Below are 20,157 nucleotides of genomic sequence, written 5' to 3' on the forward strand. Positions count from 1 at the left end.
GCCGCCACCGCTGCAAGGCCATGCTCGTTCCGCTGCCGATCGACGACATCACGCTGGGGGAGCCGCTGCCCGTCAACGTCTGGGACGCGCGCGGCCGGCTGCTGCTGCGCAAGGGCGCGGTGATCCGCGACGAGCACCACCGCGAGTGGCTGCGCCTGCACGCGCCGATGATCCGGCGCGAGGATCACGAGACCTGGCACTTCCACTACACCGCGGCGCTGGACCGCGCGCTGCGCAGCAACCGGTCGCTGGAGGATATCGCCCATGTCGGCCGCCCGATGCAGTTCGAGGCGCCGGCCGAGGTGGACGAGGACGCGCGTCCGCTGACCGAGACGCTGGCGGACCTGCACGCGACCCTGACGCTGCTGCTGCACCATGGCGAGCAGGCGCAGGACTTCGGCGGCCGCTTCGTGCGCGTGGATCAGCGGCTGCAGCGCCTGCTGCACCAGCGGCCGGACGACGTGCTGTTCGTGCTGGTGCAGATGCTGTTCGATCGCGGCCTGGGCTACAGTGCCAGCCATGCGCTCACCTGTGCCGCGGTGGCCGAGCTGGTGGCGCAGACCCTGCAGTGGCCGACGCCGACGCGTGAGGCGGTGCGCCGCGCCGCGCTGTCGATGAACGTCGGCATGGCGCGGCTGCACGACGACCTGGCGCGGCAGGACGCGCCACTCAACCCGCAGCAGCGCTCGGCGGTGCACGCCCATCCGCTGCGCGGCGAGGAGATCCTGCGCCGCGTCGGCGTCAGCGATCCGCTCTGGTTGGGCCTCGTGCGCGATCACCACGAGGTCGCCGGCGGGGGCGGCTACCCGCGCGGGCTGGCCGAGGTGAGCGAGCCCGCGCAGCTGCTGCGCCTGGCCGACGTCTACGTCGCGCGGTTGAGCCCGCGCCTGCACCGCCCCGGTCTGCCGGCGCAGCGCGCCGCGCGCGACGTCTGCCTGGACGCCAGCGGCATGCCCACGCCGCTGGGCGCGGCGCTGGTGCGCACGCTGGGTCTGTACGTGCCGGGCAGCTACGTGGAACTGGCCGGCGGTGAGCTGGCGGTGGTGGTGCGCCGCGGCCGGCGGGCCACGACGCCGCTGGCGTTCGCGCTGACCGGCCGCGACGGCCTGCCGCGCGGTGAGCCGCTGTTGCGCGACACCGCCGATCCCGCCCACGAGGTGCGCCGCAGCGTCGCGCCCCACGAGATCAAGGTGCGCCTGGATCCGGGCCGGCTGCTGGCGCGGGTTTGACGTGCCCGTGGCGTCACGGCGCTGCGCGGTGGTTGCCGCGCGGACGTTGGCGGCAGCGCATGGCACCCGGATGGTGCAGTGCATGCCAGCCTGGGGGCGGCTTGAACCACATCAGGGATTTTCCCCGGTGCGGGTGAAGGTCGGGTGCGGCCAACGATGTCTTGGACAGGCGCGTCGCCTCGCCGGCCATGATTGGCATGGGGCTTGCTTCTCCTACGTGGCCATCGTCCACAGGAGCGTCCCCATGACCCAGTACTTCGATCCCTACGACGCGGACCGTCCCCTGATGCTCAGGTGCAGCTGCGGCCGCCACCACACCGAGGCCGAGCACCGGCGGGAAGAGGCGCAAGCGCGCCATCAGGCCCTCACCACCCTGCGCCAGCGCAGCGAATCGCCCGACTTCGTCGAGTACGCCAATCAGTTCATCGAGGCGGCACTGGTCAAGGCGCTTTTTCCGCAGGACGCGGTGCGGCGCCGCTTCCTGCGTGCCGTCGGCAAGACCACGGCGATGGCGGCCATTGCCAGCGTGGTGCCGATCGCCAGCCTGCAGGCGATGGCGCAGGAAAAGGCCGCGCTGGAGAAGAAGGATCTCAAGATCGGCTTCATCCCGATCACCTGTGCCACGCCGCTGATCATGGCGCACCCGTTGGGCTTCTATCAGAAGCAGGGCCTCAACGTCGAGATCGTCAAGACCGCCGGCTGGGCTCTGATTCGCGACAAGATGCTCAACAAGGAGTACGACGCGACTCACTTCCTGTCGCCGATGCCGTTGGCCATCAGCCTGGGACTGGGCTCCAACGCCACGCCGATGAACGTGGCCACGATCCAGAACACCAACGGGCAGGCCATCACGCTGGCGCTCAAGCACAAGGACAAGCGCGACCCGAAGGACTGGAAGGGCTTCAAGTTCGCGGTGCCGTTCGAGTATTCGATGCACAACTTCCTGCTGCGTTACTACGTGGCGGAGGCCGGTCTCGATCCGGACAAGGACATCCAGATCCGCGTGGTGCCGCCGCCGGAGATGGTGGCCAACCTGCGCGCCGGCAACATCGATGGCTTCCTTGGCCCCGATCCGTTCAACCAGCGTGCGGTGTTCGAGGAGGTCGGCTTCATCCACCTGCTGACCAAGGACCTCTGGAACGGGCATCCCTGCTGCGCCTTCGGCACCAGCTCGGAATTCATCCAGCAGAACCCCAACACGTTTGCGGCGTTGTTCCGGGCCGTGCTGACCGCCGCCGCCATGGCGCGTGAAGCCCGCAACCGCGAGCTGATCGCCAAGGTGATCGCACCTGCCCAGTACCTCAACCAACCCGAGGTCGTGTTGCAGCAGGTGCTGACCGGCCGCTTCGCCGACGGCCTCGGCAAGGTACACAACGTGCCCGATCGGGCTGACTTCGACCCGATACCGTGGCAGAGCATGGCGGTGTGGATGCTGACCCAGATGAAGCGTTGGGGCTACATCAAGGGTGACGTCAACTACCGGCAGATCGCCGAGCGTGTCTTCCTGCTGACCGACGCCCGCAAGCACATGAAGGAGCTGCGCATGCCGGTCGCCGAAGGTTCGGGCTACCGCAAGCACACCATCATGGGCAAGGAGTTCGATCCGGCCAAGCCCGAGGAGTACCTCAACAGCTTCGCGATGCGGAGGGCGTGAGCGATGCGGTCGGCTCCGCTGCACCTGCGCGCGGCGTTGGTGTCGCTGCTGCTGCTGTTCGTGGTGGTCGCGGCGTGGCACGCGGCCACTGGCGGCGCATCGGCGCCCGCTTCCGTCTCGACCTCGCTGACGGCTGAGGAAATCGAATACCTGCGCATGATGGGCAAGGATCCGGAGGGTGCCGCTGCCAAGACGGGGGGCTTCCCGGCGCCGTTGGCCGTGGCGGAGGCGGCCTGGAAGCACCTGTCGGATCCGTTCTACGACCGCGGCCCGAACGACAAGGGCATCGGGCTGCAGTTGCTGCATTCGCTGGCGCGCGTCGCCATGGGGTTCGGCCTGGCTGTGCTGGTGGCGCTGCCGCTGGGCTTCGTGATCGGCATGTCGCCGCTGATGCGCAAGGCCCTGGATCCGTTCGTCCAGGTGCTCAAGCCCATCAGTCCGCTGGCATGGATGCCGCTGGCGCTCTACACGCTGAAGGACTCCAACGTCAGCGGGGTGTTCGTGATCTTCATCTGCTCGGTGTGGCCGATGCTAATCAACACCGCCTTCGGCGTCGCCTCGGTCAAGCGCGACTGGCTCAATGTGGCGGCCACGCTGGAGGTCTCGCCGCTGCGCAGGGCGTTGCGCGTCATCCTGCCGGCGGCCGCTCCCACGATCCTGACCGGCATGCGCATCAGCATGGGCATCGCATGGCTGGTCATCGTCGCAGCCGAGATGCTGGTCGGCGGCACGGGCATCGGCTACTTCGTCTGGAACGAGTGGAACAACCTCAGTCTGCCCAACGTGATCTTCGCCATCCTGACGATCGGGGTGGTCGGCATGCTGCTCGACCAGCTGTTCGGCCTTTTGCAGAGGGCGGTGACCTATGTGGAGTGAACGACATCCGGAGGACACGCCGATGACGGCCTCGACCAGTCCAGCTCCCGAGTCTGCGAAGGCGGTCTCGGCGCCGTTCCTGCAGGTGCAGCAGTTGTCCAAGGCCTACCACCCGGCACGCCCGGTTTTCGCCGACGTCTCGTTCACGCTGGAGCGCGGCGAGTTCGTCTGCATCATCGGTCACTCCGGATGCGGCAAGACCACGATCCTCAACATCCTCGCGGGGCTGGACACGGCGACGTCCGGCTACGTCTTCATGGACGGCCGGGAGGTACGGGGCCCCGGGCTGGAACGCGGAGTCGTCTTCCAGAACCACGCCCTGATGCCATGGCTAACCGTGCGGCACAACATCGCGTTTGCGGTCGAGTCGCGCTGGCCGCAGTGGAAGGCTGCGCAGGTGCGTGAGCACGTCGAGCGCTACGTGGCGATGGTGGGGCTGAGCCACGCCATCGACAGGAAGCCGAGCCAACTTTCAGGAGGCATGAAGCAGCGGGTTGGCATCGCGCGGGCGTTCGCCATTCAGCCGAAGATGCTGCTGCTCGACGAGCCGTTCGGCGCGCTGGACGCGCTGACCCGCGGCTCGATCCAGGACGAGCTGATGGCCATCGTGCGCCAGACCCGGCAGACGGTCTTCATGATCACGCACGACGTGGACGAGGCCATCCTGCTGGCCGACCGCATCCTGCTGATGCACAACGCTGCCGACACGCCCGCCGGCTTCCGGCCGGGCGGCATCGCCGAGGTGGTCTCCAACCCGCTGCCGCGTGACCGCAGCCGCGCCACCCTGCACCACCTGCCCGGCTATTACGAGCTGCGCAACCACATCGTCGACTTTCTCGTCACCCGCGCCAAGGCGCACTGAATCCCGAACCTGCCGTCAGGAGTCAACATGAACCGCAACGACGTGACCGAAAAGATCATCGCGACCAAGGTCGCCAAGGGCATCAAGTGGGCCGACGTGGCCAAGCGCGTGGGCCAGTCCAAGGAGTGGACCACCGCGCTGTGCCTCGGGCAGATGACGGCCACGGCCGAGCAGGCACAGGTGCTGGCCGAGATCTTCGACCTGACCGACGAGGAGAAACGGTGGCTGCAGGTGGTGCCCTACAAGGGGTCGCTGCCGACCGCGGTGCCGACCGATCCGCTGATCTACCGCTGGTACGAGATCGTCAACGTGTACGGCACGACGATCAAGGAGCTCATCCACGAGGAGTTTGGCGACGGCATCATGAGCGCGATCGACTTCAGCCTCGACATCACACGCGAGCCGGATCCGAAGGGGGATCGCGTCCGCGTGGTCATGTCCGGCAAGTTCCTGCCGTACAAACAGTACTGAACGGTTTCCGGAAACCCGCTTCGGCTGCTGCTGGAAGACCCAGGGGCTCCGCGCTGGCGGCGGAGCCGGCCATGCCCTAAGCCGTGAAGAGAGCGGACGCCATCTTCGCGTCCGCTGTCGCCGCGTGGCGGCGGCTTGGCAACCGTTCGAATTTGACCTCAGCCTGCGAGGCTGAGCCATGCCGGCGACGCCAGAAAAAGTCCGTTGGTCGGGGTGAGAGGATTCGAACCTCCGGCCTCTACGTCCCGAACGTAGCGCTCTACCAGGCTAAGCTACACCCCGAGGCCTGCCGTTGTCCGCGTCAGGAGCGGCGCGTCAACAGCTGAGTCGCTAATTGTAGCAGAGCTTCGCGGTGTTGCTCGCGTACAACGTCGTCGCCGGTCGGCAGGGCGCGCGCGGCGTCGAGGGCGCGCTGCGCCTCGGCGGCGGCGCAGGCACGTGCTTCGGCCAGGCCGCCGCTGTCGCGCACGATCGCCAGGATCTCGTTCAGCCGATCGCTGCCGCCCTGCTCGATGGCGGCGCGGATCAGCGCCGCCTGCTGTGGCGCGCAGCGGCGCAGCGCGCAGATGATGGGCAGCGTCACCTTGCCCTCACGCAGGTCGTCGCCGAGGTTCTTGCCGAGCTGCGCGGCGTCGCCCTCGTAGTCGAGCACGTCGTCGACGATCTGGAAGGCTGCGCCCAGCGCCTGGCCATAGGTGGCGCACAGCGCCTCCGTGGCCTCGTCCGCGCCGGCCAGCAGCGCGGCCAGCCGGGCGCTGGCCTCGAACAGCTTGGCGGTCTTGGCGCGGATGACGCGCAGGTAGGCCGCTTCGTCCAGCGCGGCGTCGTGCATGTTCATCAGCTGCAGCACCTCGCCCTCGGCGATGACGTTGGTGGCGTCGGCCAGCACGCGCATGATGCGCATGTCGCCGCAGTCCACCATCATCTGGAACGCGCGCGAGTAGAGGAAGTCGCCGACCAGGACGCTGGCGGCGTTGCCGAACACCTGGTTGGCGGTGTCGCGCCCGCGGCGCAGGGTCGATTCGTCGACCACGTCGTCGTGCAGCAGCGTGGCGGTGTGGATGAACTCCACCACCGCCGCCAGCGTGTGGCGCCGTGCGTCGGTGCAGCCCAGCGCCCCGCACATCAGCAGCAGCAGGGCGGGGCGCACGCGCTTGCCGCCGGCGCCGATGATGTAGTGCGCCACCTGCCCGACCAGCGGCACGTCGCTGGTCAAGCGCTGGCGGATCACGGCATCGACCGCCTGCATGTCGGCGGCCACCAGCTGCAGCGCCTGGGTGGCGGTGGGGGCGGGGGCGGTGGTGTCCAAGGCAAGGTTGTCCGGAGGCCGGCCGGTGCGCGGCGCACCATGCCGGTCGTGGGGTTGCGGCCGGATTATAGAAACCGATCGCGGCGCGGCCTCCTATAATGTCAACGGTTCCGCGAGGAGCGTTGCAGTGCCGCAGGCTGGTTCGAGCCCGGCGCGAGGCTCGACGGAACCGCCGCCCGCGCCAGCCCCGGCGCGCCGCGGCGATGCTGGCAACGACGCTCACCCACCGGCGCGTGGCGTGAGCTTGCAAGCCCCCCGCCGGTGGCCCCCTCAAAGCGTAGGAGTCACCGCATGAACGCACCGCTGCACCACCCCCTGCCGACCGACTGCGTCGTGGCCGACCTCGGCCTGGCCGAATGGGGCCGCAAGGAAATCCGCATCGCCGAGACCGAGATGCCCGGCCTGATGGCGATCCGCGAGGAATACGCGCCGAGCCAGCCGCTCAAGGGCGCGCGCATCGCCGGCAGCCTGCACATGACGATCCAGACCGCCGTGCTGATCGAGACGCTGCAGGCGCTGGGCGCGCAGGTGCGCTGGGCCTCGTGCAACATCTTCTCGACGCAGGACCACGCCGCCGCGGCGATCGCCGCCGCCGGCACGCCGGTGTTCGCCTTCAAGGGCGAGACGCTGGAGCAGTACTGGGACTACACGCACCGCATCTTCGAGTTCGGCCCGGCCGGCAGCCCCGAGGAGGGCCCGAACATGATCCTGGACGACGGCGGGGATGCCACGCTGCTGATGCACCTGGGCTGCAAGGCCGAGCGGGATCCATCCGTGCTGGATCACCCCAAGAGCGAGGAGGAGCGCGTGCTGTTCGCCGCGATCCGCGCGCGCCTGGCGCAGGATCCGACCTGGTACAGCCGCAAGGCCGCGCAGATCATCGGCGTGACCGAGGAGACCACCACCGGCGTCAATCGCCTCAAGCAGATGGCCGCGCGCGGCGAGCTGATGTTTCGCGCCATCAACGTCAACGACAGCGTCACCAAGAGCAAGTTCGACAACCTCTACGGCTGCCGCGAGTCGCTGGTGGACGGCATCAAGCGCGCCACCGACGTGATGATCGCCGGCAAGATCGCCGTCGTTTGCGGCTACGGCGACGTCGGCAAGGGCAGCGCGCAGGCGCTGCGGGCACTCTCCGCCCAGGTGTGGGTGACCGAGATCGACCCGATCTGCGCGCTGCAGGCGGCCATGGAGGGCTACAAGGTCGTCACGATGGACTGGGCGTGCGACAAGGCCGACATCTTCGTCACCGCCACCGGCAACAAGCACGTCATCACCTACGAGCACATGGCCAAGATGAAGGACCAGGCCATCGTGTGCAACATCGGCCACTTCGACAACGAGATCGACGTGGCGGCGCTGGAGGCGCGCTGCCGCTGGGAGGAGATCAAGCCGCAGGTCGACCACGTGATCTTCGAGGACGGCAAGCGCATCATCCTGCTGGCCAAGGGGCGGCTGGTCAACCTGGGCTGCGCCACGGGGCACCCGAGCTACGTGATGAGCAGCTCGTTCGCCAACCAGACGATCGCGCAGATCGAGCTCTTCACGCACCGCGACTTCTACGAGAAGGGCAAGGTCTACGTGCTGCCCAAGCACCTGGACGAGAAGGTGGCGCGGCTGCAGCTCAAGAAACTGGGCGCGATGCTGACCGAGCTGACCGACGAGCAGGCCGCCTACATCGGCGTGCCGAAGGAGGGGCCCTACAAGCCCGACACCTACCGCTACTGACGGCGGCGCGTGCGAGGCATGCGGGCCGATCAGGCGCTGGTGCAGGCGGGCCTTGCCGTGTCGCGTTCGGCGGCGCAGCGGCTGATCTGCGCCGGCGCGGTGCGCTGGCGCGCGGCTGAGGGCGCGCCGTGGCAGCCGCTGCGCAAGGCGGGCGACACCGTGCCGCCGCAGGCGCAGTGGCAGCTGGCGGATGACGCCGAGGTGCGCTACGTCTCGCGCGGCGGGCTCAAGCTCGCCGCGGCGCTGCAGCGCACCGGCGTGCCGGTGGCCGGGCGGCGCTGCCTCGACGTGGGGCAGAGCACCGGCGGCTTCACCGACTGCCTGCTGCAGGCGGGGGCCGCCCAGGTGGTCGGGGTGGACGTCGGCCACGGTCAGCTGCACCCGCGCCTGCGCGCGGACGCGCGCGTGCTGGCGATCGAGGGCTGCAACGCGCGCGAGCTCAGCGCCGAGCGGCTCGTGGCCGCCGGCGGCCCCGCCGCCGCGCCGCCGTTCGACCTGATCGTCGGCGACCTTTCGTTCATCTCGCAGACGCTGGTGTGGCCGGCGCTGGTGCCGCTGCTGGCGCCGGGCGGCTCGATGCTGATGCTGGTCAAGCCGCAGTTCGAGCTGCAGCCCGCCGACATCGGCAAGGGCGGCGTGGTGCGCGACGGGGGGGCGCTCGTGCGCGTGCGCCAGCGCATCGAGCGCGCCGCAGCCGCGCAGGGCCTCGTGCTGCGCGACTACTTCGACAGTCCGATCGCCGGGGGCGACGGCAACCGGGAGTTTCTGGCATGGCTTTGCCGTTGAGTTTCGAATTCTTTCCGCCCAAGACGCCGGAAGGCGCCGCCAAGCTGCGCGCGGCGCGGCAGCGGCTGTACGCGGCGCGGCCGCAGTTCTGCTCCGTCACCTACGGCGCCGGCGGCTCCACGCAGGAGGGGACGTTGGCCACCGTGGCGGAGATCCAGGCCGAAGGCATGGACGCCGCGGCGCACTTCTCGTGCATCGGCGCCACGCGCGAGCGCGTGCGCGCGCAGCTGGCCGAGCTGCAGCGCATGGGTGTGAAGCGCCTGGTGGCGCTGCGCGGCGACCTGCCGAGCGGCTACGGGCTGGGTGGCGAGTTCACCTACGCGCGCGACCTCGTGGCCTTCATCCGCGCGGAGTTCGGCGCCGCCTTCCACATCGAGGTTGCGGCCTATCCGGAGATGCACCCGCAGGCGCGCTCACCGCAGGCCGACCTGCAGGCGTTCGCCGAGAAGGTGCGCGCCGGAGCGGACGGCGCCATCACGCAGTACTTCTTCAACACCGACGCCTACTTTCGCTTCGTCGACGACGCGCATGTGCTGGGCGTGGACGTGCCGATCGTGCCGGGCATCATGCCGATCACCAACGCCTCGCAGCTGATGCGCTTCTCGGATGCCTGCGGCGCCGAGATCCCGCGCTGGATCCGCCTGCGGCTGCAGGGCTATGGCGACGACGTGGCCTCGATCCGCGCCTTCGGGCTGGATGTCGTCACCGACCTGTGCGACCAGCTGCGCACCGCCGGCGTGCCGGGCCTGCACTTTTACACGATGAACCAGGCCGAGCCGACGCTGGCGATTTTGCAGCGGCTGGGTATGATCGAGGCAGGGTAATGAGGCAAAGCGCCGCACGGCGGCGCAAGGGTCAGCTCCCCTTGGAAGAGGCGCCATGGACTGGATCGAACAGGCCCGCCGGCAACTGGACGGCGCGCTGCCGGAAGGCAGCCGCGTGATCCTGTTCGGCTCGCACGCGCGCGGGCAGGCCCGGCCTGACAGCGACCTCGATCTGCTGGTCGTCGAGCCCGAAGTGACCGATCGTCACGCCGAGATGGCGCGGCTGGCGGCCCTGCTCGGGCGTGCGCATATCCCGGCCGACGTGGTGGTGATGAGCACGGCGGCCTTCGAGCGGCAGGCGGGCGTGGTCAACACGCTGGCGTGGCGAGCCCAGCGCGAGGGACGGGCGCTGTGAGCGATGCGCTCACCCACGCGCGGCAGCTGCTGGCGCGGGCGCACGACGACGCCTACGTGATCGCCCGCTTGGCCGACGAGCCGGGCGCACCGGCCTGGGTACTGGGTTTTCACGCCCAACAGGCGGTGGAGAAGACGCTCAAGGCCGTGTTGACGCTGCGCGGGCAGGTCTATCCCCGCACGCACAACCTCGTGCTGCTGGCGCAGGTGCTGGAGGACGCAGGGCTGCTTTTGCCGCAGTCGCCGGATGCGCTGGCCACACTGGTACCGTATGGTGTGGCGCTGCGCTACGACGCCCTCGACGAGGATGAACCCCGCCTTGACCGCGGCGCCCTGCGCCGGCAGGTCGACTGGTGGCTGGCCTGGGCGCAACGGTTCGTCGATGGTGCAGGGGCGTAGCGCCGTCGGCGTCTCGCCAGACGCGAGCCGCATGTCGGCCAGCAGGTCGCGCTCCAGGTCGAGCCAGTGGCCCGGATCCTGCCAGGGGCTCGGGCAGGGGGCTTGGCATGGTGCGACGTCATGGCGCACGGTCATGTCGTCATGACGCAAAAGTCGTGGACGCCGCCGCGGCCGGTGCGCTATCGTTGCCGGCGTTGCGTTTTTCGAGGAGAACTTGCCGATGCGATTCGAGACCCAGGCCGTGCACGCCGGCTACCGCCCCGACCCGACCACCAAGGCCGTGGTGCCGCCGATCTACCAGACGGTGGCCTATGCGTTCGACAGCGCGCAGCACGGCGCCGACCTGTTCGACCTGAAGGTGCCGGGCAACATCTACACGCGCATCATGAACCCGACGCAGGCGGTGCTGGAGGAGCGGCTGGCGGCGCTGGAAGGCGGCATCGGCGCGCTGGCGCTGGCCTCCGGGCAGGCGGCCATCACCTATGCGATCCAGACGATCGCCGAGGCCGGCGACAACATCGTCTCGGCCAGCACGCTCTACGGCGGCACCTACAACCTGTTCGCGCACACGCTGCCGCAGTTCGGCATCGAGGTGCGCTTCGCCGACAGCGACCGGCCCGAGACCTTCGAGCCGCTGATCGACGCGCGCACCAAGGCGATCTACTGCGAATCGATGGGCAACCCGCGCGGCAACGTCACCGACATCGCGGCGCTGGCGGCCATCGCGCACCGCCACGGCGTGCCGCTGATCGTCGACAACACGGTGCCGAGCCCCTACCTGTGCCGCCCGTTCGAGCACGGCGCCGACATCGTCGTGCACTCGCTGACCAAGTACCTCGGCGGCCACGGCACCAGCGTCGGCGGGGCGATCGTCGATTCGGGCAAGTTCCCGTGGGCCGAGCACAAGGCGCGCTTCCGCCGCCTGAACGAGCCCGACGTCAGCTATCACGGTGTCGTCTACACCGAGGCGCTGGGGCCGGCGGCCTACATCGCGCGGGCACGCGTGGTGCCGCTGCGCAACATGGGCGCGGCGATCTCGCCGTTCAATGCCTTCCTGATCCTGCAGGGCATCGAGACGCTGCCGCTGCGCATGGACCGCATCTGCGACAACACGCTGGCGGTGGCGCAGTTCCTGCGCCAGCACCCCAAGGTGCGCTGGGTGCGCTACGCCGGGCTGCCGGACGATCCGTACCACGCGCTGGCGCAGCGCTACCTGGGCGGGCGCGCTTCGGGCCTGCTGACCTTCGGCATCGAGGGCGGGCGCGCCGCCGGCGAGCGCTTCCTGGATGCGCTGCAGCTCTTCACGCGGCTGGTCAACATCGGCGACGTGCGCTCGCTGGCCACGCACCCGGCCAGCACCACGCACCGGCAACTGTCGCCCGAGGAGCTGGCCAAGGCCGGCGTCACCGAGGACACGGTGCGCCTGTGCGTCGGCATCGAGCACATCGAGGACCTGAAGGCCGACCTGGCGCAGGCGCTGGCGGCCGCCTGAGCTGGTGACGTGTCCCGGCGCGGTGTGTTGGCGGGGAGGCCGGCGCCACATCCGGTGGCGGCGCGGTTCAGCCTTGGGCCTCGCCCGCGTCCACCTTCCACGCCGCAGCCGGCCCCTGGCGCAGGGCGGCCAGCAGCCACGGCAGCGCCGTGCGCAGCTGGTCGGCCAGGGTGTAGGGCGGGTTGATGACGAAGAGGCCGCTGGCGCGCAGGCTGCCGGCGGGGCGGCCGCGCGCGGCGGCGGCCTTGGCCGCCGGGTCGGCCGGCGTGCCGACGTTGAGTTCGGCCTGCAGCCACGCGCGGCCGTGGTGCTGCGCCAGCGCGCGCAGGCGCCTGGGCAGCGCGTGCGCCTGCTCGCGCGCGATCAGCGGGTACCAGACGACGTAGCAGCCGACGGCGAAGCGGTGCAGCGCCTCGCCCAGCGTCGCCACCACGGTGGCGTAGTCGCGCTTGAGCTCGTAGCTGGGGTCGATCAGCACCAGGCCGCGCCGCGATGGGGGCGGCAGCAGGGCGCGCAGGCCGGTGAAGCCGTCGCTGCGGCGCAGCTCGATGGCCGGGCGGGGCTCGCGCGCGCGCCAGTCGCGCACCGCGCGATCCAGCAGCCGGCCGTCGGTCGGGTGCCACTCGAACAGCACCAGCCGGTCCTGCGGCCGCAGGCGCGCGGCCAGCAGCGCCGGCGAGCCGGGGTAGTGGCGCAGCGCACCGTCCGGGTTGGCCGCGGCCACCGCGTCCAGGTAGGCGCGCACCGCGGCCGGGGCGTCGCGGTGGGCGGTGGCGTGCGCCCACAGCGCGCCGATGCCGGCCTGCGCCTCGCCGGAGGTGCGCGCGGCTTCGTGGTCGAGCCGGTACTGCCCGGCGCCGGCGTGCGTGTCCACCAGCAGCAGGCCGCCGTCCTTGCGCTGCAGGTGTTCCAGCGCCGCCAGCAGCGCGACGTGCTTGAGCACGTCGGCATGGTTGCCGGCGTGGAACGCGTGTCGATAGCTGAACATGGGCCGATCGTAGCCCACGTCGGCGCGCGGGCGCGACACCCGGTCGGTTCTGACCGAGGGATCGGCGCTTTCTGTTAGAATGCCCTGTTTCGCAGCGCTTGCCTGGCTCCGCGGCGAAACCTTCGAGCCCACCTCAGAGGCCGCCAGCAGAAGCGGCACCGACCGTGGAAAAGAGCCGGCCAAACCACTGAAAGCTCACGCATCATGACCAAGACCTTCAGCGCCAAGCCCGCTGAGGTGGTGCACGAGTGGTTTGTGATTGACGCCACCGACAAGGTGCTCGGACGTGTCGCCAGCGAAGTGGCACGCCGGCTGCGCGGCAAGCACAAGGCCATCTACACCCCTCACGTCGACACGGGCGACTTCATCATCGTCGTCAACGCCGACAAGATCCGCGTCACGGGCAACAAGGCCCTGGACAAGATCTACTACCGCCACACCGGCTATCCGGGTGGCATCCGCTCGATCAACTTCCGCGACATGCAGGCCAAGCACCCCGGCCGCGCGCTGGAGAAGGCCGTCAAGGGCATGCTGCCCAAGGGACCGCTGGGCTACGCGATGATCAAGAAGCTCAAGGTCTACGCGGGCCCCGACCATCCGCACGGCGCCCAGCAGCCCAAGGTGCTGGAGATCTAAAGGAGCGGCAGCATGATCGGTGAATGGAACAACGGCACCGGCCGGCGCAAGACCAGCGTCGCCCGCGTGTTCCTGAAGAAGGGCTCGGGCAAGATCACGATCAACGGTCGTGACATCCGCGAGTATTTCGGTCGCGAGACCTCCATCATGATCGCGCGCCAGCCGCTGGTGCTGACCGGCCATGAGGAGACGTTCGACATCATGGTCAACGTGCACGGCGGCGGTGAATCCGGCCAGGCCGGTGCGGTGCGCCACGGCATCACGCGTGCGCTGATCGACTACGACCCGAGCCTGAAGCCCCAGCTGAGCGCTGCCGGCTACGTCACGCGCGATGCGCGTGAGGTCGAGCGCAAGAAGGTGGGTCTGCGCAAGGCCCGCCGCGCCAAGCAGTTCAGCAAGCGCTGAAGACCGCGCCTGCGCACGGCTGCCGCCGCCATCGGCAGGCGGGGCCTTCACGACGTCAACCGCCCGTCGCGTCCACCGATGCGCGGGCGGTTGGCCATTGCGGGGCGGGGCATGCCGGGCAAGTCCCTGCCGCCGGTGTTGGCATGCCGGCCAGGGGGAGCGACGCTGGCCGTCCCGTTGCGCTAAGCTCCCGCCCATCGACCAACCATCACGAGGAGCGCTGCCATGAGTGCCGTCGCCGAAACCTCCGCGGCCGAGACCGTCGCCGCGATGCCCGACCCGCTGGTGTTCACCGACGCCGCCGCAGCCAAGGTGGCCGAGTTGATCGCCGAGGAGGGCAATCCCGATCTCAAGTTGCGCGTGTTCGTGCAGGGTGGCGGCTGCTCGGGCTTCCAGTACGGCTTCACGTTCGACGAGACCGTCAACGAGGACGACACGCAGATGGTCAAGAACGGCGTGACGCTGCTGATCGACGCGATGAGCCTGCAGTACCTGGTCGGCGCCGAGATCGACTACAAGGAAGACCTGCAGGGGGCGCAGTTCGTCATCCGCAACCCGAACGCGGTGACGACCTGCGGCTGCGGCTCCAGCTTCAGCGTCGGCTGACGCCGGCCCTGCCTCCGGCGCGCGCCGCGGCGGCCGACGCGGCGCTGTCCCGGAGGCGCCGGTCAGGCGGGGTAGAGCGCCCCCAGCACCCGCGGCCCCGCCGCTGCGGTGACCTCCGGCACGTTGCCGGGACGGCCACGCAGATGCTGCGCGGCCAGCCACGCGAACGCGGCCGCCTCCACCTGCTCGGCCGGCCAGCCGCGCAGGTCGGTCGGCTCCACCGGCACCGGCCACAGCCGCTCGCTCAGGCCATTCATCAGCTGGCGGTTGCGCGCGCCGCCGCCGCACACCAGCACGCGCTGCAGGCTGCCTGCGCCGGCCTCGCCCCAGTCGCCCTCCATCAGCGCGCGCGCGATCGTCTCCACCGTGAACGCCGCCAGCGTCGCCTGCACGTCCACCGGTGCCGGCGCCGCCGGGTGCCCGGCCAGCACCTCGTCCAGCCAGCCGAGGTGGTAACGGTCGCGTCCGGTGCTGCGCGCCCCGCGCTCCCGCAGCCACGGGTCGGCCAGCAGCGCGCGCAGCAGCGCCTCGTCCACCGTGCCCTGCCGGCCCCAGGCGCCGCCGGCGTCGAACGGCTGGCCGGTGTGGCGCTGGCACCAGCCGTCCAGCAGCACGTTGCCGGGGCCGGTGTCGAAGCCACGCACCTGGCCGTCGGCGCGCAGCAGCGTGGCGTTGGCGATGCCGCCGAGGTTGACCACCGCCACCGCCTGACCCGGCACGCCGAAGGCGGCGCGATGGAAGGCGGGCACCAGCGGCGCGCCCTGGCCGCCGGCGGCGACGTCGCGGCTGCGCAGGTCGGCCACCACGGCGATGCCGGTGCGCTCCGCCAGTCGCGCCGCATCGAGCAGCTGCACGGTGTAGGGGACGTCGCCGTCGTGCAGCGCGGGGTGGCCCGGCGGGCAGTGACGCACCGTCTGGCCGTGCGCGCCGAGGGCGGCGACCTCGTGCGCGGCCACGCCGGCGGCGCGCAGCAGGTCGGCCACCACCTCGGCATAGACGTCGGCCAGCGCTGCCGCCGCCTGACGGCTGCGGTGCAGCTCGTCGGGGCCGGGGGCCTGCAGCGCCAGCAGCGCGGCCCGCAGCGCCGGGGGCAGCGGCCGGTGCGCGTGCGCCCGCACGCAGCCGGCGTCGCCTTCGTCGTCGAACGCCGCGAGCACCCCGTCGACGCCGTCGAGCGACGTGCCCGACATCAGGCCGATGCACAGCATGCGCGTGGCGACGCCGGGGTCACTGTGCGCTGGCCTGCACGACCCAGCGCGCGGCCTCCAGCTTGCCCTGCATGGTGGCGGTGAGCTGCGTGAACGCCGGCCGCCAGCGCGCCTCCAGCGGCTCGCCGCCCGGGTTGTCGCGCGCGATGGTCAACGGATCACGGTGCTGGCCGCCGACGAGGTACTCGAAGTGCAGGTGGGGGCCGGTGGCGGTGCCGGTGGCGCCCACCGCGCCCACCGTCTGGCCCTGCTCGACGCGCTGGCCCTTGCGAACGTCGATGCGGCTGAGGTGGGCGTAGAGGGTCTTGCGCTGGTTCTTGTGCTGCAGGATGACGACGTTGCCGTAGCCGCGCTGCCAGCCGGCGAACTCCACCACCGCGTCGGCGACGCTGCGCACCGGCGTGCCGGTGGGGGCGGAGTAGTCCACGCCCAGGTGCGCGCGGCGGTCGCCGTAGACCGGATGGAAGCGCATGCCGTAGCCGGAGCTGACGCGCGTGAACGCCAGCGGCGAGGCGAGGAACGCGCGCGCCAGGCTCTCGCCGCGGAAGTCGTAGTAGGCGCCGCGGCCGCCTCCGGGCGGCTCGAACCACACCAGTCCGTGCTCGCGTCCGGCGTTGACGAAGCGCGCCGCCAGCAGCCGGCCGTAGCGCAGCACCTCACCGTCGGCCTCCAGCGCCTCGTAGACGACCTCGAAACGGTCGCCGGCGCGCAGGTCGCGGCGGAAGTCGATCTCGCCGGCCAGCAGGTCCGCGAGTTGCGAGGCAACCCCGTCGGGCAGGCCGGCGGCGTCGGTGGCGGCGAACAGCGAGCTGCGGATGACGCCGCTGGCCAGCCGCACGGTGACCTGCGGCGCCAGGCTTTCCTGCCGCGCGCTGAAGCGTTCGCCTCGCCGCTCCACCACCAGCTGCTCGACGCGGGTGGCGTCGGCCTTCGGCAGCCAGCGCGCGTGCAGGCGCAGCAGGCGGCCGTCGTCGTCGACCTCGACGCTGACCCGCTTGCCGGGCTGGCCGCGCCACAGTGCCGCGGCGCGCGCCTCCTGACGCAGGAAGGCTTCGGCCTCGCGGTCGCGCACGCCGAGCCGCTGCAGCAGCGCGGCCAGCGTGTCGTCGCGACGCGTGACGTCGGTGCGGTAGAGGACGAACGGCGCGCCGCCGGTCTCGGGCGCGGCCGGGGCGAGGTTCAGCGGCTCGATGACCTGCTGCTGCGGCAGGCGGTCGATGGCGGCGTCCAGCGGGCCGGTGCCGAAGGCGGTCACGCCGGTGCCCATCAGCAGCATCACCAGCGCCGCCATCGCGCTGCGGGGATGGCGCTGCAGCCAGCGGTGTGCGTGTTCGATCAAATCCTTCATGCGCAAGGCATCTCCAGGGCCGCGCGGCGCCCGGGCAGGGCGGCGGCGGCGCTCGGCCGGCAACCGACATGCCGACCGGGGGCGCGGGAGGCGCCGACTACAATCTCGGTTGCGCCGCTTCCCGGTCGGGACGGCGCATCCGGCGGCGATCCGGCAAGTATAGCCGGGGGTGTCGGCGCGTCATCTGGGTAAACCCTCATGGATATGTCCACAGTCCTGGCCGCCGATGCGGCCGCCGCCGAGGCGCTGCAGGGCGCCTCGGATGCCGTGCGCCACGCACTGGCGGTGACCCTGCGCGGCTGCGAGGAGCTGCTGCCGGTGGCCGAGTGGGTGCGCAAGCTGCGCCGCAGCGAGGCCACGGGCCAGCCCTTGCGCATCAAGCTGGGGCTGGACCCCACCGCGCCGGACATCCACCTCGGCCACACCGTGGTGCTCAACAAGCTGCGCCAGCTGCAGGATCTCGGCCACACGGTGATCTTCCTGATCGGCGACTTCACCAGCCTGATCGGCGATCCGTCGGGGCGCAACACCACCCGCCCGCCGCTGACGCCGGAGCAGATCAAGGCCAACGCCGAGACCTACTACCAGCAGGCCAGCCTGGTGCTGGATCCGGCGCGCACCGAGATCCGCTACAACAGCGAGTGGAGCGATGCGCTGGGCGCGCGCGGCATGATCCAGCTGGCGGCGCGCTACACGGTGGCGCGCATGATGGAGCGCGAGGACTTCACCAAGCGCTTCCGCGCCGGCACGCCGATCTCGATCCACGAATTCCTCTATCCCCTGATGCAGGGCTACGACTCGGTGGCGCTGAGAAGCGATCTGGAGCTGGGCGGCACCGACCAGAAGTTCAACCTGCTGATGGGGCGCCACCTGCAGGTCGAATACGGGCAGGAGCCGCAGTGCATCCTGACGATGCCGCTGCTGGAGGGCCTGGACGGCGTCGAGAAGATGTCCAAGTCCAAGGGCAATTACATCGGCATCACCGAGGACGCCAACACGATGTTCGCCAAGGTGCTGTCGATCAGCGACGAGCTGATGTGGCGCTGGTACACGCTGCTGTCCTTCCGGTCCGAGGCCGAGATCGCCGCGCTGCGCGCCCAGGTGCAGCAGGGCCGCAACCCCAAGGAGGTCAAGCTGGAGCTGGCGCGCGAGCTCACCGCGCGCTTCCATGGCGCGGCGGCGGCGGCGCGCGCGGAAGAAGACTTCCATCTGCGCGCGCGCGGCGGCGTGCCGGACGACATCCCTGAGGTACGCCTGAGCGGCGCGCCGCTGGGCATCGGCGTGCTGTTGAAGCAGGCCGGGCTGGCGCCCTCCACCAGCGAGGCCAACCGGCTGATCGACGGCGGCGGCGTGCGCGTCGACGGCGGCGTCGTGACCGACCGGGGCCTGAAGCTGGCCGCCGGCACCTACGTGGTGCAGGTCGGCAAGCGCAAGTTCGCGCGCGTCACGCTCGCCTGACGACGGAGACGGGGCCGTGGGGCTTTGGTCGCGCCTGACGCCGCAGCGGCTGCTGGCCGCCTCGGTGGCGGTGGCGCTGGCCACCATCCTGCTGAAGACCGCGGCGTGGTGGATCACCGGTTCGGTGGGTCTGCTGTCCGATGCCCTGGAGTCGATCGTCAACCTGGCCGGGGCCACCTTCGGCCTGTGGATGGTGACGATCGCGGCGCGCCCGGCCGACGACGACCATCCGTACGGCCACCACAAGGCGGAGTACTTCTCCGCCGGCTTCGAGGGCATCCTGATCGTCGTGGCGGCGCTGGGCATCGGCTGGACGGCGGTGCAGCGGCTGCTGGAGCCGCGCGAGCTCGAGCAGCTCGACTGGGGTCTGCTGCTGTCGGTGCTGAGCTCGGCGCTCAACGGCGCGCTGGCCGCGGTGATGCTGCGCGCCGCGCGCGTGCACCGCTCGCAGGCGCTGGAGGGTGACGCGCGGCATCTGTTCACCGATGTCTGGACGTCGGCCGGGGTCATCGTCGGCCTGGCGCTGGTGGCGTGGACCGGCTGGTGGTGGCTCGATCCGGTGGTGGCGCTGGCGGTGGCGGCCAACATCGTGCGCGAGGGGGTGCGGCTGGTCTGGCGCGCCGGGCAGGGGCTGATGGACCAGGCGGTCGAGCCGGAGGTGCGCGCCACCATCGAGCGCGTGCTGGCCGACTTCGCGCACCGCCGCGGCGACAGCGACATCGTGCGCTTTGACCATCTGCACACGCGCAAGGCCGGGCAGCGCTGCTACGTCGACGTGCACATGCACCTGCCGCCGGACTGGAGCCTGCGCCGCGCCGCGGCGCTGCGCACCAGCGTCGAGCAGGCGCTGATGAGCGCCGTGCCCGGGCTGCGCGCCACCATCCAGCTGCTGCCGCGCGACGTCGAGGCCCACTTCGACGATCCGCGCGACCTGTGGTGAGCGCCGCCGCGCCTCGCCTTTCAGGGGCGCGCCGCGTAGGGGTTGGCAAAGCCCAGCCGGGCCAGGATCGCGACCTCGCGCGCCTCCATCGCCTCGGCCTCGGCCTCGCCGCGTTCGTGGTCCCAGCCCTGCGCGTGCAGCGCCCCGTGCACCAGCAGGTGCGCGTAGTGCGCCTGCAGCGTCTTGCCCTGCTCGGCGGCCTCGCGCGCCACCACCGGCGCGCACAGCACCAGGTCGGCCAGCACCACCGGCTCGGCCTGGTAGTCGAAGGTCAGCACGTTGGTGGCGTAATCCTTCTGCCGCCAGGTGCGGTTGAGGCTGCGGCCTTCTTCGGCATCGACGATGCGCACGGTGAGTTCGGCCGGGCGCTGCAGCGCGTGGCGCAGCCAGCGCGCCACCGCGTGGCGCGGCAGCGCGGCGCGGTGCGCCTCCACGCCGTCGAAGCGGGCGAACTGCAGCGACAGGGCCAGCGCGGGCAGGGGCTGATGGACCAGGCGGTCGAGCCGGAGGTGCGCGCCACCATCGAGCGCGTGCTGGCCGACTTCGCGCACCGCCGCGGCGACAGCGACATCGTGCGCTTTGAC

21 protein-coding genes and 1 tRNA gene are annotated in these 20,157 nt (G+C 70.8%); 16 read left to right on the forward strand and 6 right to left on the reverse strand.

What is annotated here, in order from left to right:
• Positions 1-20 precede the first annotated feature (20 nt).
• The 5 genes from Tsedi_RS09735 to cynS all read left to right on the forward strand — a co-directional run bounded on the left by Tsedi_RS09735 (position 21) and on the right by cynS (position 5,092).
• The gene (locus Tsedi_RS09735; protein ID WP_143896088.1) at positions 21-1,229 is read left to right on the forward strand and encodes an HD-GYP domain-containing protein; all 1,209 of its coding nucleotides are present in this window, start codon (positions 21-23) and stop codon (positions 1,227-1,229) included.
• 244 nt (positions 1,230-1,473) lie between these two features.
• Positions 1,474-2,883, forward strand: a complete 1,410-nt coding sequence (locus Tsedi_RS09740; protein ID WP_143896090.1) for a CmpA/NrtA family ABC transporter substrate-binding protein — start codon at positions 1,474-1,476, stop codon at positions 2,881-2,883.
• A 3-nt stretch (positions 2,884-2,886) separates the two neighbouring features.
• Positions 2,887-3,759, forward strand: coding sequence for a nitrate ABC transporter permease (ntrB, locus tag Tsedi_RS09745; RefSeq protein ID WP_143896092.1), 873 nt, complete (start codon positions 2,887-2,889; stop codon positions 3,757-3,759).
• A gap of 22 nt (positions 3,760-3,781) precedes the next feature.
• Entirely contained in the window at positions 3,782-4,621 is an 840-nt protein-coding gene (locus Tsedi_RS09750; RefSeq protein ID WP_143896094.1) for an ABC transporter ATP-binding protein, read from the forward strand.
• A gap of 27 nt (positions 4,622-4,648) precedes the next feature.
• Positions 4,649-5,092: a cyanase gene (gene cynS, locus Tsedi_RS09755; protein ID WP_143896096.1), complete on the forward strand. Its 444-nt coding sequence runs from the start codon at positions 4,649-4,651 to the stop codon at positions 5,090-5,092.
• 205 nt (positions 5,093-5,297) lie between these two features.
• Here cynS and Tsedi_RS09760 read toward each other — a convergent pair.
• Both Tsedi_RS09760 and Tsedi_RS09765 read right to left on the reverse strand, forming a co-directional pair.
• Positions 5,298-5,374 (reverse strand) — tRNA-Pro (locus Tsedi_RS09760).
• Positions 5,375-5,393: 19 nt separating this feature from the next.
• Positions 5,394-6,341 carry a polyprenyl synthetase family protein gene (locus tag Tsedi_RS09765; RefSeq protein WP_143896125.1) on the reverse strand — a complete coding sequence of 316 codons (948 nt, stop codon included), beginning with the start codon at positions 6,339-6,341 and terminating at the stop codon, positions 5,394-5,396.
• A 351-nt stretch (positions 6,342-6,692) separates the two neighbouring features.
• Here Tsedi_RS09765 and ahcY point away from each other — a divergent pair, with 351 nt between their 5' ends.
• The 6 genes from ahcY (at position 6,693) to Tsedi_RS09795 (ending at position 11,984) form a co-directional block, all read left to right on the forward strand.
• Positions 6,693-8,129 (forward strand): adenosylhomocysteinase, encoded by a 1,437-nt coding sequence (gene ahcY, locus Tsedi_RS09770; RefSeq protein ID WP_143890057.1) that lies wholly within the window; start codon positions 6,693-6,695, stop codon positions 8,127-8,129.
• A gap of 18 nt (positions 8,130-8,147) precedes the next feature.
• Positions 8,148-8,915: a TlyA family RNA methyltransferase gene (locus tag Tsedi_RS09775; RefSeq protein WP_143896098.1), complete on the forward strand. Its 768-nt coding sequence runs from the start codon at positions 8,148-8,150 to the stop codon at positions 8,913-8,915.
• Entirely contained in the window at positions 8,900-9,739 is an 840-nt protein-coding gene (metF, locus tag Tsedi_RS09780) for a methylenetetrahydrofolate reductase [NAD(P)H] (RefSeq protein WP_143896100.1), read from the forward strand. Before Tsedi_RS09775 ends, metF begins: the two co-directional genes overlap by 16 nt.
• Positions 9,740-9,794: 55 nt before the next feature.
• Positions 9,795-10,094: a nucleotidyltransferase domain-containing protein gene (locus Tsedi_RS09785; RefSeq protein WP_143896102.1), complete on the forward strand. Its 300-nt coding sequence runs from the start codon at positions 9,795-9,797 to the stop codon at positions 10,092-10,094.
• Positions 10,091-10,492 carry a HEPN domain-containing protein gene (locus tag Tsedi_RS09790; RefSeq protein WP_185970635.1) on the forward strand — a complete coding sequence of 134 codons (402 nt, stop codon included), beginning with the start codon at positions 10,091-10,093 and terminating at the stop codon, positions 10,490-10,492. Before Tsedi_RS09785 ends, Tsedi_RS09790 begins: the two co-directional genes overlap by 4 nt.
• 220 nt (positions 10,493-10,712) lie before the next feature.
• Positions 10,713-11,984 (forward strand): O-acetylhomoserine aminocarboxypropyltransferase/cysteine synthase family protein, encoded by a 1,272-nt coding sequence (locus Tsedi_RS09795; RefSeq protein ID WP_143896104.1) that lies wholly within the window; start codon positions 10,713-10,715, stop codon positions 11,982-11,984.
• A gap of 67 nt (positions 11,985-12,051) precedes the next feature.
• Here Tsedi_RS09795 and Tsedi_RS09800 read toward each other — a convergent pair whose 3' ends face one another.
• Positions 12,052-12,972 carry a 23S rRNA (adenine(2030)-N(6))-methyltransferase RlmJ gene (locus Tsedi_RS09800; RefSeq protein ID WP_143896107.1) on the reverse strand — a complete coding sequence of 307 codons (921 nt, stop codon included), beginning with the start codon at positions 12,970-12,972 and terminating at the stop codon, positions 12,052-12,054.
• A 204-nt stretch (positions 12,973-13,176) separates the two neighbouring features.
• On the opposite strand from Tsedi_RS09800, the gene rplM reads away from it, so the two are divergent.
• From rplM to erpA, 3 genes are all read left to right on the forward strand, one after another.
• Positions 13,177-13,608: a 50S ribosomal protein L13 gene (rplM, locus tag Tsedi_RS09805; RefSeq protein WP_143896109.1), complete on the forward strand. Its 432-nt coding sequence runs from the start codon at positions 13,177-13,179 to the stop codon at positions 13,606-13,608.
• A 12-nt stretch (positions 13,609-13,620) separates the two neighbouring features.
• Entirely contained in the window at positions 13,621-14,013 is a 393-nt protein-coding gene (gene rpsI, locus Tsedi_RS09810) for a 30S ribosomal protein S9 (protein WP_132962778.1), read from the forward strand.
• A gap of 225 nt (positions 14,014-14,238) precedes the next feature.
• Positions 14,239-14,619, forward strand: coding sequence for an iron-sulfur cluster insertion protein ErpA (erpA, locus tag Tsedi_RS09815; RefSeq protein WP_143896111.1), 381 nt, complete (start codon positions 14,239-14,241; stop codon positions 14,617-14,619).
• A 62-nt stretch (positions 14,620-14,681) separates the two neighbouring features.
• On the opposite strand, the gene Tsedi_RS09820 is transcribed toward erpA, so the two are convergent.
• On the reverse strand, positions 14,682-15,827 hold the full coding sequence (locus Tsedi_RS09820; RefSeq protein ID WP_143896113.1) for an anhydro-N-acetylmuramic acid kinase: 1,146 nt from the start codon (positions 15,825-15,827) through the stop codon (positions 14,682-14,684).
• A 19-nt stretch (positions 15,828-15,846) separates the two neighbouring features.
• Positions 15,847-17,175, reverse strand: a complete 1,329-nt coding sequence (locus Tsedi_RS09825) for a M23 family metallopeptidase (protein ID WP_143896115.1) — start codon at positions 17,173-17,175, stop codon at positions 15,847-15,849.
• 204 nt (positions 17,176-17,379) lie between these two features.
• Here Tsedi_RS09825 and tyrS point away from each other — a divergent pair, with 204 nt between their 5' ends.
• Positions 17,380-18,633 carry a tyrosine--tRNA ligase gene (gene tyrS / locus Tsedi_RS09830; RefSeq protein ID WP_143896117.1) on the forward strand — a complete coding sequence of 418 codons (1,254 nt, stop codon included), beginning with the start codon at positions 17,380-17,382 and terminating at the stop codon, positions 18,631-18,633.
• Positions 18,634-18,649: 16 nt separating this feature from the next.
• Positions 18,650-19,573 carry a cation diffusion facilitator family transporter gene (locus Tsedi_RS09835; protein WP_143896119.1) on the forward strand — a complete coding sequence of 308 codons (924 nt, stop codon included), beginning with the start codon at positions 18,650-18,652 and terminating at the stop codon, positions 19,571-19,573.
• 20 nt (positions 19,574-19,593) lie between these two features.
• Here the strand turns inward: Tsedi_RS09835 and ybeY are convergent, their stop codons facing one another.
• Positions 19,594-20,052: an rRNA maturation RNase YbeY gene (gene ybeY, locus Tsedi_RS09840; RefSeq protein ID WP_143896131.1), complete on the reverse strand. Its 459-nt coding sequence runs from the start codon at positions 20,050-20,052 to the stop codon at positions 19,594-19,596.
• Between the last annotated feature and the right edge of the window lie 105 nt (positions 20,053-20,157).

The sequence above is a fragment of the Tepidimonas sediminis genome, from assembly GCF_007556605.1.
Classification (GTDB): domain Bacteria; phylum Pseudomonadota; class Gammaproteobacteria; order Burkholderiales; family Burkholderiaceae_C; genus Tepidimonas; species Tepidimonas sediminis.

Coding starts and splice junctions, on each gene's coding strand:
- erpA (WP_143896111.1), top strand. CDS start 14,239: ATGAGTGCCGTCGCCGAAACCTCCGCGGCCGAGACCGTCGCCGCGATG.
- Tsedi_RS09765 (WP_143896125.1), bottom strand. CDS start 6,341: ATGCAGGCGGTCGATGCCGTGATCCGCCAGCGCTTGACCAGCGACGTG.
- Tsedi_RS09785 (WP_143896102.1), top strand. CDS start 9,795: ATGGACTGGATCGAACAGGCCCGCCGGCAACTGGACGGCGCGCTGCCG.
- ntrB (WP_143896092.1), top strand. CDS start 2,887: ATGCGGTCGGCTCCGCTGCACCTGCGCGCGGCGTTGGTGTCGCTGCTG.
- Tsedi_RS09825 (WP_143896115.1), bottom strand. CDS start 17,175: ATGAAGGATTTGATCGAACACGCACACCGCTGGCTGCAGCGCCATCCC.
- cynS (WP_143896096.1), top strand. CDS start 4,649: ATGAACCGCAACGACGTGACCGAAAAGATCATCGCGACCAAGGTCGCC.
- Tsedi_RS09740 (WP_143896090.1), top strand. CDS start 1,474: ATGACCCAGTACTTCGATCCCTACGACGCGGACCGTCCCCTGATGCTC.
- Tsedi_RS09820 (WP_143896113.1), bottom strand. CDS start 15,827: ATGCTGTGCATCGGCCTGATGTCGGGCACGTCGCTCGACGGCGTCGAC.
- Tsedi_RS09795 (WP_143896104.1), top strand. CDS start 10,713: ATGCGATTCGAGACCCAGGCCGTGCACGCCGGCTACCGCCCCGACCCG.
- rplM (WP_143896109.1), top strand. CDS start 13,177: ATGACCAAGACCTTCAGCGCCAAGCCCGCTGAGGTGGTGCACGAGTGG.
- metF (WP_143896100.1), top strand. CDS start 8,900: ATGGCTTTGCCGTTGAGTTTCGAATTCTTTCCGCCCAAGACGCCGGAA.
- Tsedi_RS09735 (WP_143896088.1), top strand. CDS start 21: ATGCTCGTTCCGCTGCCGATCGACGACATCACGCTGGGGGAGCCGCTG.
- Tsedi_RS09750 (WP_143896094.1), top strand. CDS start 3,782: ATGACGGCCTCGACCAGTCCAGCTCCCGAGTCTGCGAAGGCGGTCTCG.
- rpsI (WP_132962778.1), top strand. CDS start 13,621: ATGATCGGTGAATGGAACAACGGCACCGGCCGGCGCAAGACCAGCGTC.
- Tsedi_RS09800 (WP_143896107.1), bottom strand. CDS start 12,972: ATGTTCAGCTATCGACACGCGTTCCACGCCGGCAACCATGCCGACGTG.
- ahcY (WP_143890057.1), top strand. CDS start 6,693: ATGAACGCACCGCTGCACCACCCCCTGCCGACCGACTGCGTCGTGGCC.
- Tsedi_RS09775 (WP_143896098.1), top strand. CDS start 8,148: ATGCGGGCCGATCAGGCGCTGGTGCAGGCGGGCCTTGCCGTGTCGCGT.
- tyrS (WP_143896117.1), top strand. CDS start 17,380: ATGTCCACAGTCCTGGCCGCCGATGCGGCCGCCGCCGAGGCGCTGCAG.